The organism is Qipengyuania rhodophyticola, from assembly GCF_042493225.1.
GTDB lineage: Bacteria > Pseudomonadota > Alphaproteobacteria > Sphingomonadales > Sphingomonadaceae > Erythrobacter.
This window is the reverse complement of sequence record NZ_CP170454.1, coordinates 1,090,512-1,106,813: the sequence shown is the minus strand read 5'-3', so window position 1 is coordinate 1,106,813 and position 16,302 is coordinate 1,090,512. Positions and strand designations below refer to the sequence as shown.

14 protein-coding genes are annotated in these 16,302 nt (G+C 55.5%); 1 reads left to right on the top strand and 13 read right to left on the bottom strand.

Annotated features, from left to right (window positions below):
• Positions 1–280: 280 nt before the first annotated feature.
• The 11 genes from ACFCXQ_RS05235 to ACFCXQ_RS05185 all read right to left on the bottom strand — a co-directional run bounded on the left by ACFCXQ_RS05235 (position 281) and on the right by ACFCXQ_RS05185 (position 14,386).
• Positions 281–1,012, bottom strand: a complete 732-nt coding sequence (locus ACFCXQ_RS05235; RefSeq protein WP_379553754.1) for a M48 family metallopeptidase — start codon at positions 1,010–1,012, stop codon at positions 281–283.
• Positions 1,009–4,287 (bottom strand): type I restriction endonuclease subunit R, encoded by a 3,279-nt coding sequence (locus ACFCXQ_RS05230; RefSeq protein ID WP_379553752.1) that lies wholly within the window; start codon positions 4,285–4,287, stop codon positions 1,009–1,011. The genes ACFCXQ_RS05235 and ACFCXQ_RS05230 overlap by 4 nt, the downstream gene beginning before the upstream one ends.
• A gap of 1 nt (position 4,288) precedes the next feature.
• Positions 4,289–5,626, bottom strand: coding sequence for an anti-phage deoxyguanosine triphosphatase (locus ACFCXQ_RS05225; protein ID WP_379553750.1), 1,338 nt, complete (start codon positions 5,624–5,626; stop codon positions 4,289–4,291).
• A gap of 2 nt (positions 5,627–5,628) precedes the next feature.
• Positions 5,629–6,633, bottom strand: coding sequence for a DUF4917 family protein (locus tag ACFCXQ_RS05220; RefSeq protein ID WP_379553748.1), 1,005 nt, complete (start codon positions 6,631–6,633; stop codon positions 5,629–5,631).
• A 62-nt stretch (positions 6,634–6,695) separates the two neighbouring features.
• Positions 6,696–7,961 carry a restriction endonuclease subunit S gene (locus ACFCXQ_RS05215; protein WP_379553746.1) on the bottom strand — a complete coding sequence of 422 codons (1,266 nt, stop codon included), beginning with the start codon at positions 7,959–7,961 and terminating at the stop codon, positions 6,696–6,698.
• Positions 7,958–8,989 carry a virulence RhuM family protein gene (locus ACFCXQ_RS05210; RefSeq protein WP_379553744.1) on the bottom strand — a complete coding sequence of 344 codons (1,032 nt, stop codon included), beginning with the start codon at positions 8,987–8,989 and terminating at the stop codon, positions 7,958–7,960. The genes ACFCXQ_RS05215 and ACFCXQ_RS05210 overlap by 4 nt, the downstream gene beginning before the upstream one ends.
• Positions 8,989–10,497: a type I restriction-modification system subunit M gene (locus ACFCXQ_RS05205; RefSeq protein WP_379553742.1), complete on the bottom strand. Its 1,509-nt coding sequence runs from the start codon at positions 10,495–10,497 to the stop codon at positions 8,989–8,991. The genes ACFCXQ_RS05210 and ACFCXQ_RS05205 overlap by 1 nt, the downstream gene beginning before the upstream one ends.
• Positions 10,494–11,117: a restriction endonuclease subunit S gene (locus tag ACFCXQ_RS05200; protein ID WP_379553740.1), complete on the bottom strand. Its 624-nt coding sequence runs from the start codon at positions 11,115–11,117 to the stop codon at positions 10,494–10,496. The genes ACFCXQ_RS05205 and ACFCXQ_RS05200 overlap by 4 nt, the downstream gene beginning before the upstream one ends.
• A gap of 101 nt (positions 11,118–11,218) precedes the next feature.
• Positions 11,219–12,406: a tyrosine-type recombinase/integrase gene (locus ACFCXQ_RS05195; RefSeq protein WP_379553738.1), complete on the bottom strand. Its 1,188-nt coding sequence runs from the start codon at positions 12,404–12,406 to the stop codon at positions 11,219–11,221.
• On the bottom strand, positions 12,403–13,653 hold the full coding sequence (locus ACFCXQ_RS05190) for a tyrosine-type recombinase/integrase (protein ID WP_379553736.1): 1,251 nt from the start codon (positions 13,651–13,653) through the stop codon (positions 12,403–12,405). The genes ACFCXQ_RS05195 and ACFCXQ_RS05190 overlap by 4 nt, the downstream gene beginning before the upstream one ends.
• Before the next feature lie 511 nt (positions 13,654–14,164).
• On the bottom strand, positions 14,165–14,386 hold the full coding sequence (locus tag ACFCXQ_RS05185) for a hypothetical protein (RefSeq protein ID WP_298336030.1): 222 nt from the start codon (positions 14,384–14,386) through the stop codon (positions 14,165–14,167).
• A gap of 344 nt (positions 14,387–14,730) precedes the next feature.
• Here ACFCXQ_RS05185 and ACFCXQ_RS05180 point away from each other — a divergent pair, with 344 nt between their 5' ends.
• Positions 14,731–14,991, top strand: coding sequence for a DUF6437 family protein (locus tag ACFCXQ_RS05180; RefSeq protein WP_379553733.1), 261 nt, complete (start codon positions 14,731–14,733; stop codon positions 14,989–14,991).
• Positions 14,992–15,060: 69 nt separating this feature from the next.
• Here ACFCXQ_RS05180 and ACFCXQ_RS05175 read toward each other — a convergent pair whose 3' ends face one another.
• Positions 15,061–15,459: a single-stranded DNA-binding protein gene (locus ACFCXQ_RS05175; protein ID WP_379553732.1), complete on the bottom strand. Its 399-nt coding sequence runs from the start codon at positions 15,457–15,459 to the stop codon at positions 15,061–15,063.
• 282 nt (positions 15,460–15,741) lie between these two features.
• Positions 15,742–16,011, bottom strand: coding sequence for a hypothetical protein (locus ACFCXQ_RS05170; RefSeq protein ID WP_379553731.1), 270 nt, complete (start codon positions 16,009–16,011; stop codon positions 15,742–15,744).
• Positions 16,012–16,302 lie beyond the last annotated feature (291 nt).

Here is a 16,302-nt window from a genome sequence, read left to right as displayed (position 1 = left end):
ATTCATGCTAAACTTCATGATCTTACTTGCCAGCCCCGCTGCGTACGGTGTGCCCGAAGTTGTTCCCCATATGTGCATGGTCTGATCAACCACCACCCCGACCGTTCAACTACAGAAAAGGCACTGGTTTCACGCGGATTTTCTAGCCCAAACCGGGCTTGAGGGGAAGAGGCGAGAACACGAGTTTGTTCTCACTAGAGATCAGTTTGGTAACAAATAGCCATTTGTTTTGGCCAAACTGCGTTGCCCCTAACCATGCCATCGAGCATCAAAAGTAGGGTCAAAGTTCGCCCGCCAAGACTAACTCGGCGAGCGCATCCAGTTCCGCTTTTGTCGAACGCCAGTTCGGTACACTCCGGTCGAGAAGCTGATAAAACCGCTTGCTGTGATTGTGTTCTCTAAGGTGACAAAGCTCATGGGTAATGACGTATTCGATGCAATGCCGAGGCACTCTTATGAGGGCTGGGTTTAAGAGGATTGAGCCTTCCGGCGAACAGCTTCCCCACTGCGTTTGCATTCTTACGAGCTTAAACTTGGGCGATGATGACACCCACGAAATTCTGTCCGCCGTTTCTTCGAGTTTGCGCCCCAGATAGTCAGTAGCTCGCTTCGCGTACCAAGAGCGAAGGCGACGCTTGATCGCGGCTGGATCGGCAACCGGAAGGGTTACCTGAATTCTCCCCCTTAGAAGCTTTACACCTGATGGACTCTTGGAGTCTTCGATCACAATCAGTTTGTGTCGTCGGCCTAGGTAAAAGTGAGATTCGCCACTTACAAACTCTCGCGGTACCACGCAGGATCGTGCCGCCTTCGCCGACGTTTGATGACGGTGCATCCACCTTGCTCGCTTTTGAGCCGCGACCCTAATTTTGGCGATGGGCTCGTCCTCTGGCGCCTCAATCTCCACGTCGCCATTGGGCTGAACGTGGATCCGAATGCGGTCAGAAAGAGACGGATTGCGAGTGACGTTGCAGGCCACCTCGTCTCGGCCATAGCGGACAATGATGCTCATTTCTGACTTTCGCGCACTAGCCCGATCCGCGTTACTTCCACGACCCTTTCGGTGATGGCCTTGGCTTTTTCCAGGCCGGTTAAGTTGAACAGCCGAGGGAGGATTGCTTTGCGGATTGCAGCTTCAATGCTTGAGGGGTTCAGAGAGTTTTCTGCGACAGCGCGTTCGACAGTTTTCTCAATATCAAGTGAGGCAGCTACAAACTCGTTGGCTGCTTCGCCTCGCACAAGCTCATCGCCCATCTCGACACGCAAAATGCCATAGTAAGCGGAAGCATGGGGCCGCCCATGAAGCTTTGGTGGAAGGTCACCCACGTCTTTAGCATCGAGCTTCTCTTCGAGGTCTTTGAATAGCACGTACTGTTTGAAAGGGTGGTCAAAAAGCGCCGACGCTTCGGCGATAGCGCGCTTCAATAGGTCGGAAAAGAAGAGCTGTGCGTAAGGGTCATCAGCGAGCTCTTGCTCGATTGTTTTCCTCACACGTGACTTGATTATGTCCGTCTCGTTGCGTGTTTTCTCATCAGACCATTCCTCTTCCGGAACCTGATTGCCGAGATCGTTGACGATTAGAACGCCGTCCTCGTTTTCTATGTCTGCGCCAACGACGTAGCGATCCACCAATCTTCGAATTTGATCCTCATAGGCGCTGTAGTCGATGGTTTCTTGCGCATCCTGCTTCACAATCCTGCGGAGGTTTGTGAAGAACTTCAGGTCACGCTTGTACTCGGCAATTTGCGCCTCAGTGATCGCAGTGTCTTCAAAGAATGAGCGGGTGCCAAGCGCGACTTTGAGACACATGCCAAAGGCGGTCAAAGCCTCGTAAAAGTCTTCTCGAATTTTCTGGTTGAGATCAATTGGCAGGCCATCATCTTCTTCGGTTGTCTTCGGAACAAGAAGTTGGCGGTATTGCTCTGTGTCCGTCCGACTCTTGACCGATTTGAAGATCGACCAAAGATTGGCGTGGAGGCTCGGTAGTCTTTTGTATTCGGTACTCACATTGGCATAGAGCTCGTCGATATCATCGACATCGAAGCCACCTTGTGTGCGCTCCGCCAAGTCTTGGTATTCTGTCAGCGCCGTGTCCAAGGCTTTAAGAATGCCTCTGTAATCAATCAGCAGCCCGTACTTTTTTTGCTCGTGAAGACGGTTCACGCGAGCAATCGCTTGAACGAGGTTATGCTGTTCAAGTTTCTTGTCGATATAGAGCACGGCGTTGCGCGGTTCATCAAAGCCGGTGAGCAACTTGTCGACCACGATCAAAATGTCAGGACGACCCTCGGTCGAGAAGTCTTCGATAACCTGTCGTTCGTAATGCTCGGCGTCGCCCTTCACGTTGCCTTTCCACCACTGCTGCACCTCTGGCAGCTCTGCTTCGTCAACTTCCGAATGTCCCTCGCGGGTGTCCGGCGGCGATATGATGATCGCGCTGCTGACCAAACCTGTGTCGTCCAGAGCCCTCTTGTATCGGATGGCCGAGCGCTTGGACTCGGTGGCCAATTGTCCTTTGAGTCCTAGGTCAAGGTCTTTGAAGTTCTCTTTGAAATGGGTTGCAATATCGAGAGCGATCAGACCAATTCGATCGCCGGACCCATAGACTGCCCCCTTGGTCCCGAACTTTTTCTTGAGATCACCTTTCTGCTCATCAGACAAGCCAGCCGTGACCTTCTCGAACCAATTGTCGATTGCTCGCTCATTCACGTCGAGGATTGGCTTACGCTCCTCATAGAGAAGGGGAGTGACCGTCCCGTCGGAGACGGCATCCTTCATCGTGTAAGCGTGGACGATGCGGCCAAACTTGTTGGCGGTTTTGTCGTCCTTGAGCAACGGAGTGCCAGTGAATGCCACATACGCCGCATTGGGCAGCGCCTTGCGCATCCTCTCATGGTTCTCGCCGCCTTGGCTCCGGTGTCCTTCATCGACCAAGACGATCATGTCAGAGCTATCGTTTTTGCACTCGGGTAGCCGCGCAGCACTGCCGAACTTATTGATGATAGTGAAAATGATCCGCTCGGTGCCTTTGCCGATACGCTTTGCAAGATCACGTCCCGATTGAGCCTTCGCCTTACCCGCATCTTTTGCGCCTATATCCGAACCGAATGCTCCGCCTGTTAGGAAGTTGCCCGCGAGCTGCTTCTCAAGGTCTCGGCGGTCAGTGACTACCACGAGGCGGCAAGCTTTGAGCTGATCATGGATCAAGAGTGCCTTGCACAACATCACCATCGTGAAGCTTTTGCCAGAACCTGTCGTGTGCCAAACCACTCCGCCTTCGCGAGCGCCATCTGGCTTTACCTGGCTAATCTGAGCGAGCAGCGCACGGATGCCGAAGAACTGCTGATGGCGGGCCACAATCTTATCAACCTTGCGGTCAAAAAGAACATAAGAACGCACGAACTCCAGCAACCGTTCGGGAGTGCAGAGGCTCACGAGCAAACGATCCTGCTCAGTGACCGCTTGTTCTTCGCTCCATTGGTGTTGGAAGTGATCACGCACTTCGCGTACCTGATTTTTCAGGAGCGCGGCGCGCGGATCGGTTTCAAGCGCGGTGTTCTTGATTGTGATGAAATGGTCTTCAGAATACTCCTCCTCGCGCCATTGTGACCAGAACTTGCGCGGCGTTTTCGTCGTTCCGTAGCGCCCCTCCGTCATTCCTATCGACATCAGGAGCTGGGCGTAGGCAAATAGGTTTGGAATTTCCTCTTGCCCCTGGTTGCGGATCATCTGGCTGATGCCTTCATCCACCATCGACTTGTTCGGATTACCGCTATCGGGCCGCTTGGCTTCGATCACCAACAATGGGATGCCGTTGACGAAACCAACAATGTCGGGGCGACGCGTATGTGTGCCCGGCACGGCAAGGATTTCCATCTCCTCGCTTATGACAAAGCTATTCTTGAGGGGCTTTTGCCAATCAATGATCGGCACAGTCACACTGTGCTTTTTGCCCTCGACGAATTCGGTAACAGTAATGCCGAGAGTGATGGCGTTGTAGAGCTTCTCGTTCGCAGTGATCAGCCCCTCATTGAGCGCAGGCGCAGTGAGATCGCGTACAATCTGATCAATAGCGTTGGTGGAGAGCGGGTAGGTCTTGCCCTTGTAGTCGAAGGTCCGCGTTCGCAGTTGCTCGATCAGGACATCGCGCAGCACCACGCCTTGGTTACCGCCACGCGCTGCGAGACAATCCTCTGGCGAGATGTAGTCCCAGCCCAGCGACACCAGCGTCGCAAGCGCGGGTATGTGGGAGCTGTAAAGCTCGGCGGTGTTTGGTGAGATGGTCATGTCAGAGCTTATCGAAGACAGAGCCCATGCGAGGGCTGAAGAGCCGCTCGTAGGTTCGAAGAAGGTAGGTGTCGGTCATTCCTGCCACGTGATCACAAATGATCCTTGGGTCGTCATTGGCTGCAGCGAACTTCGCATACGCATCTCGCGGTAAGAGCCTCTTGGGGTCAGCTTGAAGTGCCTCAAACACCGAGACCACCATGGTCTGCCCCTTAAACTCCAGGTGCTGAACACTAGGGTTTAGTATCACCTCGTCCTGCACAAGGTCTTTCAGCACCCTCAAAAACTCATTCTGCTGCTGCTGCAATTTCACCCTGTAACGCACAAGCGGGTCAGCAAAGACCTCATGCTCGACAAACACTGCAGCCGTGATGAAGTGATGAACCAACCGGCTGATGAAGCGCTTGCGAGTTCCGCTGCCGTCAAACAGTCCCTCAACGAAATGGCCAAAGACATCATTCGCGCTCTCTTCAGGGTATTTCTCTTTCAGTGCGTCGAGAAACGAAGGACACTTATCCTGCAAGGCATTGGCGAGGGTCACTTTGTCGATCAAACTGAGAGCGATGGCATCTTCCAGATCATGCACTCCGTAGGCGATGTCATCGGCGGCATCCATAATACTGCAATCAAGCGACTTATGTCGTGGCACATGGTGTTTGCCATTCTTGGGATCGCAAGCCTGAAACTCTTCGCGCTCTGATTCGGTGAGAGGTTGGATGATCCAATCGACAATATCGCGCTCGCAGTCGAGATAGCATTTGGGTGGCTTGCTCGCCTTGCCATCAATGATCTGCAGCGTCGTCGGGCCGCTAATCAGCGCGGGAGAAAGTGCCTGATTGCGAGCCTGAGAATACGCGACAGGGTATTTCAGCACGCCAAGCAGCGTGCGGCGAGAAAGGTTTGCTCCGGCATTGGCGGAAAAACTCTCAAGCCGCGATAGGATGCGCAATGTCTGGCCGTTACCTTCAAAGCCACCATGCGAGCGCATGCAGTAGTTGAGCGCCACTTCGCCGCCATGACCGAAGGGCGGATGGCCCAAATCATGGGTGCAGCCGATCGCCTGGATCATGCTTCGGTCGGGCAGGTGCGCCGTCGCCGGGTGTTCGGGGAAGCTCTTAGCCAGTTGCTTGGCAAGCCCGCCAGCGATCTGCGCCACCTCCAATGAGTGCGTCAGGCGAGTGCGATAGAAATCGCTATCGCCAAGATTGAGGATTTGGGTCTTGCCCTGCAAGCGACGGAATGAGGCTGAATGGATAACCCGCGCATAATCGATGTCCCCATCCTCGCGAGCGTCCTCGGCTTGGGGTGTCCAGCCCTCACGTCGTGCATTCCAGCTCATGCTCAATCTCCCCAGACGCTGGCGGAAGCGGCATCGTAAAATTCAACACCAAGCTGCCAGTTCGCAGGTCGCATAGCGGCCAATTCCTGGGCTCGCGCCATGATGCGTTGATTGTCATCGGTAAGCGGATCGCCAAAGATGCCCACGTAAAGCTTTTTGAAGCGCCCTCGGCCAATCCTGACAAGGATGTGATCGTCATTCGCCGCAAGCGAATGGCCGAATATGAACATGCAATGTTGGCCCTGCTTCACGTTGGCGGTGAACTGCTTGAAGCCTTGGTAAAGGTAAGCGTTGTGGCGGATCTTCGCCTTTTTCTTCGCGCTGGTGCCTTCAGCGACAAAGAGCGGGTACGCATCTACAGCAATCGCTGCGCGGGCCTGATCGACAAGCGGGACGTTCGTTCGAACCCAAGTATATTTCTTCAGCTCGGCGCCTGAATCGAAGAGGTGCAGCGCACCGTGGAGGAAGTGCACACGCGCATCGTGTGCACCGGTCTCCCCCTGCCAGACGACGTAGTCCGCATCGGGATCGTCCTCATCGTTTCCGAAGCCATCGTTCTTGGCCAGGTTGATCGGATCGCCGAACGGCATGTCGTCATGCATCAGCGTCCAGTAGAGCAGCAGGTCATAGTTGAGCGTGAAGACCTGCCCCGCTTTCGGCCCCGCGAGGAAATGCGAGAGGAAGCGACGGCAAGACCAAAATTTGGCATCAGGAATGTCTGGCGGAACGTTAGGATGATTGCCTGCAATCGTCTGGACCAAAATCTCCTTCAGCGCATTTGCGTGCTCGAGCATCTTGGCGATGGCCTCTTCACCATGTGCGACATAGGGCGGTAAGATTCTGGCCGCATTTTCCAGTGAGCGGATTGCTTGCTCAAAATCTTGGGTGCCGAGTGCGGCGAAGACAGCTTCGACTTCGGGAACCTGGCTGAAATCAGCCTGTTCGAAAAGCGACCCGTAATGAAAAATGTCAGCACGACAGGCGATGCTGAAGCCGTTGCCGAGCAACAAATGCCGCTTAGAGTACTTTTCGGAATCTTCGATTGCTTCTGCGAACGTCATTAGCGCCATCATGCCACCTCGCTTTCCGGGAGTTTGACCCGGCGTTTGCCGGTCAGCAGTTGCTGCATCAGCGCGGCCTTTTCCTGGCGGAGGACAGCGAGTTGCCCTTTCAGCTTGCTTAGCTCCGTATCGCAACCGCTTAAGACATTGGCCAAAGCGTCTTGCTCATCTGCATCTGGCAAATGAAACTTCAGCTTCAAAAGTGCCGATTTCGCGATGTTGTAGCGCGTTGAGCCTTGAGCCAAAGCTGAAATCCTTCGCCTCACCGGAGCGCTGCGGAAGAAGTGGCCTGCAAAAAGCGGTCGAATTTTGTCAGCTGAGGCGGGTCGAAAACCAAAACAGAAACTGTTCAGATAAGTTGCTTCTGCTTCATGAGTGACGACACTGCTCATTCCGACTTCTTCGGGCGTCTCGGATGACGTTGTAAAAAGGATGTCACCTTTGCGAATTGCATGCTGTCGTTCGCCTTGCTCGACCTTTACCCGGCCGACATTGGTCGGGTCGATGAAGCCGTTTTCGAATACATTCTTGTATGTGATGAACTGACTTCCCGATCCAAAGTCTTCCTTAGATTTGCCAGTCAAACCGCCGTATGTTTCACCGAGTGAGCCGAGTGAATACTCCTTCCACTCCCCCGAAAAGCCGGGGAGGCGTTTTCTGGGTGGGGCAGTGCCTTGCGGGAGCAACTGCTGCATCAGCGCCTGCTTCTGCGCGCGGGCGTTGGCGATCAGCGCCTCGACCTTATCGATAGCGCGGTCCCATATCTCCAAAGTTTCGGCTATGTGCTTCTGCTCCTGAAGAGGCGGTAGCAGGATTGATAAGTCACGTAGGTCGTTAGGGCTCATGTGTGGGACAGCCGTTTCGGTCTGAACAGATTTGACATATTGTTCGAATCCGTGCCCCCCGAAAAACTGCCTCATAAGGGACTGCTCAAGGCTAGGCTTGCTCCGAAGCCGCGCGACACGTTGTACGAGTAGGCAGGGCAAGTCTGCTTCGTTGACCTCTGCAATCTTCACGCCAGCAGGAATCCAAGTACGGTCCAATGCAATCACAAAATCGCCCAGCTTCAATGCAAATCGATCAAGCCCTTGCGCCTTCTCTTGCGGCAATTTTTTGGCGTCACGCCAGCGGATGCGATGCTGAGCGACATTGTCTCCTCGCAGCAAACGAATGTCGTCTGGGCCATCGGAGTAATCGCTGCTCTTGAACGCGAAACCGGTCAACACATGTACGTGTTCGCCGATTGTCGTGCGCTCCCACCCCTCAGGAATCATTTCGCACCATCCTTGCTCTTGGCGGGCTTGTCAGCGGCGAGCTTTTTCACCTTGGCGGTCGCCTCAATGAAATGCTGCTCGACCGCGCTCGGCGCGTTGATCGCGCGGGTGTGCCAGCGGTCATATTCGGAATCGACATGCTTACTCGCGCGCTTTGCAGTAACTTTGCCCGCACCGCTTAAAAGCGCGTGATCACCCAGTTTCAGGAAATCATCCAGCTTGGCAATCCAATCGGCCATGTGCATCGGCTTGCGGTTCTTCGCCATGGCCTCGGCAAATTCCAGGAAGGCAACGGTGATGCGGTTGAGCGTGTCCATCTCGTCCGCTTCAAGATAATTCTTCGCCACCTGCGCATCCTGCTTTGTGGGCAGGCGACCCTTTTTCTCGCCGGTCCAGCTGGTCAACCCCATCATCGGCTTGGCGCTGTCGGCGCGCGCCAGCTTGGTTTCCGCCGCCGTCTGGCCATGGGCGGCGTGGTGCATCTTGTTCTGCACCGTCTGGAAGAATTGCGTGCTCGCCTCTGCCTTGGGGTCATAGTCCACGGCGGTCGCGTAGATATCGAGCACCTTCTTGTAGAACAGCTTTTCCGACGCGCGGATGTCGCGGATGCGGGCGAGCAGTTCTTCGAAATAGTCGTTGTCCGGTTCCTTGAGGCGCTCGTCATCCATGACGAATCCCTTGACCATGTACTCGGCCAAGGTCTCTGACGCCCAGCGGCGGAATTGCGCACCGCGCGGGGAGCGAACACGGAAGCCAACCGAGAGGATCATGGGGAGGCTATAATGAGCAACCTGGCGTTCGACGCTGCGGTTGCCCTCGGTTTGAACTATTGAGTAATCCTCAATAGTTGCCTCATCCTGCTCGTCGTCATCCAATATCGCTTTGATATGTTTGTTGATATTGGAAACGGTGGTCTGAAACAGTTCAGACATTTGCGCCTGTGTAAGCCAGACGCTGCCGTCGCGCTCCTGCAAGCGGACGATAAGATCGCCGTCTTCGGTGGTGTAGAGGATAAGCTCGCCAGCCATCAGTAGCCAAGCTCCTTGAGATAGCCGTCCATCTTATCTTCCAGCTTAGCAAGCTCAGCCTTGAGCTTCAGCCGCTCCGCCCGGACCGCGACAAGATCGATTTCTTCCTCCTCCTCGAACGTATCGACGTAGCGAGGGATATTGAGGTTGTAGTCGTTCTCCGCGATCTCATCCGGGCTGGCGAGGTAGGCGTATTTGTCGACGGCCTCCCGCGTACGATAGGTGTCGACGATCTTCTTCAGATGCTCCTCTTCGAGCTGGTTCTGGTTCTTGCCAGATTTGAACTCACGGCTCGCATCGATGAACAGGACGTTGTCATCCGTCTTGTTCTTGCGGAAAATCAGGATGCAAGCGGGAATGCCCGTGCCGTAGAAGAGCTTTTCAGGCAGACCGATAACAGCATCGAGCAGGTTTTCTTCGATCAGTTTCTGCCTGACTTTGCCCTCGCTTGCCCCCCTGAACAACACACCATGCGGGGCGACGACCGCCATGCGCCCAGTCTTCGGCTTCATAGTTTCGATCATGTGCAGGATGAAAGCGTAGTCACCCTTGGTCTTGGGAGGCAGGCCGCGCCGGAAGCGCGCAAACCTGTCATTCTCAGCAGTGTCATGCCCCCACTTTTTCAAGCTGAAAGGGGGATTGGCGACAACGACGTCGAAGTGCTTGAGACGATCATCACCATCCAGCAGCTTTGGGTTGCGAATGGTATCGCCCCATTCAATGCGGTGATTGTCCTCGCCGTGCAGGAACATGTTCATCTTGGCGAGCGCCCATGTGCTGCCAATCGATTCCTGCCCATAGAGCGCGTATTTCTTGGACCCGCCGAACTTGGCCTGCACGCGGCGACCGCATTTCATCAGCAGTGAGCCGGAACCACAGGTGGGATCACAGGCTTCCTCACCTTCGGCCATATCCATGATCTCTGCCATCAGCTCAGAGACTTCAGGCGGAGTGTAGAACTCACCTGCGCCCCTTCCGGAGTCAGCGGCAAAGCGACGGATGAGATATTCGTAAGCGTTACCGATGACGTCGAGATTGCCAATGCGAGAAGGACGCATGTCCAACTCAGGTTTGGCAAAATCCTCAAGCAAATGCCGCAGAATGTCGTTCTTCTGCTTTTCCTCGCCAAGTTTATTGGCGTTGAAGCTGATATCCTGGAAGACATCACGCAGCTTGCCGACATTAGCATCTTCGATGGCATGCAGCGCCTTATCAATGCGCTCTCCGTTGCCCGGCTCATGCCGGGCTTCGAACAAGGCGTAAAAATTGGCGGATGGCGGTAGAACGAAACGCTCATTGGTCATCAGCTCGGCAATCAGCTCAGGCTCATCGCCATATTGCTCTTGATACCCATCATAGTGATCCTGCCATACGTCCGAGATGTATTTCAGGAAGAGCATGGTCAAAACGTAGTCTTTATAGACCCCTGCATCGACCGTTCCACGAAAGGTATCGCAAGCCGCCCAAACAGCCTTGTTCACTTCATCTTGCTTGATTTGTTCACTCATTTGGGAGGTTGCTCCGATTCTTGGGGCGAATTGCCAAAGATATCACTCACGATAGCATTCATCTCATTAGTTCTATTTTGAATAAGTTGTTGATAGACCTCACGCTCGGCCCGCATCGCATTCGCCATTTCAACTATGCTGGTTTGGCGTTGATATGAGGGAAGTTTGATCGGAAGGCGCTCCACCACCGCACGCTTCAAATTCAAGATGTGCGTTCCGGTCGCTCCAGCCGCGAAGTAGTTCTGCGCTGGCAATTGGTTCATTTGCCATGCGAGGAATTCTGGCAGGATATTGTCTCGCATTAGTCGAATGACGAAGAAGTGAGGCGAGCAAACGAGCTGGCCTCGCTTGCGCCCAATACAATAAGCATAGTTCCGCCCCCCGCGTGTCGAGAGGATAATGTCTCCCGGCTGCAAAAGGGCCTTTTCGCTGACGCGAGGCAACTCCACGCGAGTCAGTGCAATCCAGTCGATCCCCGTTTCGGGACTCGCGTTACGCATCTGAATCACAGCGAACTCGCCATCTGGGAGCTTCTCAATCTTGCCACGAAACGGATAGCCCGCCGAGATGGAGGCCACCTCGACAAGACGAGTCGAATCATATGCATTATCGCGCTTCATGCAGCTCAAATACAATTCTCAATGGGAATGTCAATATATCTGCATCAATCTCTTTGATGCAGATATATTTCCTGTTTCGCTCAATAGCGCTTCAAAGCTGGCTACCGGCCGACCATCATTTCTTCGATCAGGTCACCGATCCGCTGACCTGCTTCGATCACTGGCTCATCATCCAGGTGAGCGTAGCGAGCCGTGGTGGTCACATGCCTATGACCTAATAGCTTACCAATCATCGGGAGCGTTTCGGAACGGGCGGCGGCGTGGCTTGCGAAGCTATGTCGAAGATCGTGCAGTCGCACACCATGAAGACCTGCCTCTTGGCGGACATCTCTCCAAATGCAGGTCAGATCAACGCTCTTCCGCGTGTTCGGGTTGAAGAATACTTCAGGGTGGCGTTTATGACGAGGAAGGCACTTGATGATGGTCCACGCGGCTTCACCCAGCCAGACGGTGCGCGGCCCGGTTTTGCTGTCGGTCAAGAGTAAACGGCGGTTCTTAACCTCGCCCCAAGTGAGACCAGTGATTTCGGATCGTCGACATCCGGTGAGGATCAAGAGCTGCAATGCCGCGCAATGAACCGGTCTCGATTTGCGGTGTTTGTCTATCGCCGCGCCAAGGCGCCGAAACTCCTGATCAGAGAGGAACCGCTCGCACTTGCGCCGCTTGTTCATTCGGATTGAGGTGCATGGGTTCGAGCCCTCTGGCTTAATGCCCCACTCTTCGGCTTTGTTCATCATAGCGCGCAGAATCTCGCATGACCGATTTGCCGCGCCAGGCCCTCCAACTTCGGTTATTCGGTTGAACCACTCCTGCACATGGGACTGCTCGATCTCGTCGAGGAACATCCCCGCAAAGGCCGATTGGAGGTAGTTCTGCCGATACAATCCATGCGTTTGCAACGTTGATGTCTTCCAGCTTGGCGAGACTTTGCGCCAGTAGGTATCGAGAAAGTCAGAATAGAGCGGTACCTTGCGGCGCTTCTTACGTTTTTCTGCAGGGTTCTGACCGACTTGGGCGCGCAAAAGTACGCGCCGCGCAACATCCATAGCCTGCGCTTCGCTCAGTATCTTGGCGTTGCCAATCGTTACGGTTCGCGTCCGTCCCTGCATCGCCGCTTGGACAATGTAGATGGTGCGTCCACTCGCGTATTGCCGCGTCCCGAATCCCGGCAATCGTCTCGACCAGACTATTCGGCGCAGCTTGCTATCGCCTTTGGTCTTGCCGACCACGCCGATACGCGCCGTGCCAAGTTCTTCGGTGACGATGGTCTGAAGGGTCAGCGCGTTCATTGGCTCACTCCGATCAGATTGGCGATCGACCCAGAGACGCGATCGGCAGCATCGGCGATGACCTCGTCGGACAAATGCGCATAGCGCGAAGTCGTCTCGGCCAGAGCGTGCCCGAGTAACTTGCCGATCACCATCAGCGAGATGTTGTCACGGATGGCGGTAGAAGCGAAGCTGTGTCGTAGGTCATGTAGGCGGACGTCGGGCAGCGCGGCACGATTGCGAATTTCCGGCCAATGCATGCCCAGCTTGATCGGTTTCTCTCGATCGCGGACCGATGGAAAAACCAACCCCGTCGGCGTGCGATCTGGGATTGATGCGATCACTTCGACAGCCTGCCTGTTGAGGTAGACGATCTTAGCGCCGGTCTTGCTGTCATTAAGCATCAAGCGCGGCTCCTGCACCCATTCCCAGCGAAGGTTCTCGATCTCACCGCAGCGCGCGCCCGTGTAGATCAGCAAGCGTATCGCGGCGACCACAGCTGAACGTTCGACCTCAAAGTCGTTCAATGCGGTCGCGAGCTGGCCGTATTCGCGGGCAGAAAGAAAGCGCTCCATCCGCTTTCGCTTGTAGCGCGGTGTCCCTCTGCAAGGGTTCGATCCACTACGGCGATGTCCGAGCTTCTCGGCATAGCCCATCATCACCGAAAGGATCGGGATGGTGCGATTGAAGGCACCTGTGCGCCCGGCGAAGCCATCACGCCAGAACGAAATATCGGCCTTGGTGATCTCGTCGACACGGCGATCACCGAAGGTTGGGAGGATGTCCCGATCGATCCCCGTGCGGTTCCGCTTGCGCGTGGTCGGTTTCCAGTGGTGCGCATAGTCAGCCCAAAAACGCTCAGCATAGTCCCGCATCAGCGGAGTTTCCTTCACGCGAGATTTCGTGGTCTTGCGCGAAGGCAGTCCATCAAGTGCCACTTCCGCCAGTTTTTCTCGCGCGTGTCGCCGCGCTTGATTTGCGGCAATCTGCTTTGACGTTCCAAGCGAGACACGGCGCTGCTTGCCGCGCTGGCGGAACATCACGAACCAGGTTCTGCGCCCGGAGGGATGCACACGCAGCCCGAAGCCGGGCAGATCGCTATCCCAATATTCAATCATCCGTTTGCCAGGCCTGCGCCGGACGATATTGCCGTTGAGTCTTACACTCTGGATGCTCTGCTCACCCTTATCCTGGCGCTTACGCGGTACTGCGGAAATCGTATGATTCGAGCTTGATTTATGCGGTAACACATGGCCATTTCGTTTCATCGATCTGCTCCTCGTTTTTGAGGGTCAAATTCGAGCAAGATATTGGTAAACAATATCTTTCTGCATCAGCGATGCGTACGGTGTGCTACCGTTTTCCCACTGCGAGGTCTAAGTCCAGAAACGACAGGGAATGGGTTTTGAACGGGCATTGGCATCCGTGCCGATCGAGCGAAAGCAACAGCCCGGGACGCTGAAGCGAACCGCAAGCGCCAGTTCGGAAGCAAGCATCCCAACCAAGACGCACCCCTGATAAGCTGACGGCAAAAGAAGCGCGTGCGAGATAAGGGAGCGGGGTTTGTCGCTCCCGTCAGCCTCGCGCCGCTTCGACCCGTTGGCGCTCAGGAGTGCATGCGGGGCCCGGACCAAATACGCCGCGCCCGCAGGAGCGCCGCCGCAGGTGGTGCGGGACCGAGCGCGTCACCAGCCCCGCTCCTCATCACTCTACTCTTCTTCCAGCAGCGAACACAAAAAAGGGGCAGGAACCGTCACCGGCTCCTGCCCCATCGGTCGTTCAGAACTCGTCGAGCATTGCGCCGTGCACCGTGTGCACAACCCGGCTGGCCAGATGCGCCGGCAAGGCGTTGTAGTCACCCTCGTCCAGGGCGAAGTATCCTAGGTCATTATCTTCCACGACGTGCTGGTCGAAGAAGCTGTGCAAGGCCCGCCGTTCGGCAGTGGCCAGTGCTTCGAAGTAGCTGTTCGAGTTTGATTGAATCGATGCAAGTGCAGTCATGAAATCCTCCTGATATCTGTCGGTAAGACGATGAGAGGAAGGCAGATGGGGGTGTAGCTGGCGGGTCAGGGATCGCCCGGCTGGGCGACCGCCAAGCGGCGGTGGGGGCAACGATTTTGTCGGACCGCAGCGAAGCGAAGGGACGGCAAAATGGTGGGGCCCCGCCGTCCTTGACGCGCCGGCTGCACGCCCATCATCCTTGAAAGTCCGCGAGCCAGACTCCCCTCCCGTTCGATCTCAGGTGTTCGCGAAAACCAAGGGGGAAATCGCTTTCCTACAGGACGGGTGATAGTACACATCAGCCGAGGAGAGGGTCATCGGAGGGGAAGAAAGAAGTATCCTCAATGCCATCGAAACGAAGCGCTGTAGCCGCACTCCAGAAACTGGAAGCCGACAGGCTGGCAATCGACCAACGTCAGAAAGAACTCGAGAAACAGGCTGCCATTGAACTGGGCCAGGTTATTCTTGGAACGGGGTTAGAGACCTTCTCAAAGAGGGGCCTATCGAAAGTTGCAACTGAGCTTGGAAAACTCGGTGAAGAGGAAGCCATAAAGCGGCTACTTCAAAAGCAAGCCTCCGCATCAGGCACAGCTCAAAGCCACTGATAATGAATACGAGAAAGGGCCCTATCCGGTTTGGACAGAGCCCTTTCTTGGGAGGCTGGATGGCTGAGATCAGTCGATTTCGGGAGCATCCTTGTTCTCGTCGTTCTCGCCGGAGCCATTACCCCTTGAGAGGAAGTCGACCTTGTCGGCGAGGATCTCGGTGCCGTAGCGTGTGACCCCGTCCTTGTCTTCCCACTGGGTGTAGTGGATGCGGCCCTGGACGCTGACCAGCTGGCCCTTGGAGCAGTACTGGCCGACGGTCTTGGCGAGGCCGTTGAAGCAGGTCACCCGGTGGAACTCGCTTTCCTTGGCGGTGTAGCCGTTCTCGTCCTTGTAGGTCTTGCCGTCCTTGTCCCGCGCAGGGCGATCGGTGACGACGGTGATCCCGGTAACGTTGGTGCCGCCCTTGGTCTCGCGGGTTTCCGGATCGCGTGCGATGCGCCCAGTGAGAATTGCGATATTGGTCATGATGTAAGTTCCTTCAGTTCCTCAAACCGGAGACCATCTCCGGCTTGCGAACATCTGAAAGAAGCAGGGCATGGGAGGGCTGCACCGCAGGCCAACAGACATCGTCTGGGGGTCAAGGGAAACCTGTTCATGACGGGTGGTGCGGGCAGGCAGCGCAGCTGCCAACACGGCCGGAAAGGAACGGGTTGCGGCTCCTCAGCTGACCTGATTCAGGACTTGTTCGCGAAGAAAGCCGGATGGGTATCGGGTGCGGGTCTGAAGGCTCGCGTGATCCCGCTAGAATCAACCTACACCATCGCCTCCCGATGCCGCCAGGAGATCCATGAAGTTGCGAGCTGCTTCCCGGTCTTCCTCGCTCTCAAACGCCACTTCGAGGTCGGGGGCGGAGCCGAACATGTGCAGGAACGACCACAGTGCAAAGCGCTTGCCCCTGTCTTGCTGGAGGCCAAGGTCGACCCGGCAATGCTCGATGCCGGCTGCCAAAGTGTCGGGTGCTATCTCAGCCAGATTTGTCGAGGCAAAGTAGCGAAGGAGGAGATCATCGAGTTGCATGACCGCTCTTGTAGCTTGGAAAATCGGATGCGGGAACGATAAGTGCCGCGCCGCAGTTTTCAGTAACCGCGTCCGTCCAGGAAGATTGCTGCACAGGCGCGCTGGTTACGCGCGATGAGCAATGAAGCTGTTCAGAGGCGTATCCATTCGGGCATTTCATAACCCTACAATGGAATTGATTGCGTTCGGTACTCCCCTGCCATTGCGACCCGTAGGACTCGGAGCAGCAATGAGTTCTGCGCCTCATGGGCGGCCTTGAATGGGGCCGCCCTTCTTCGGCGATTGGGAATT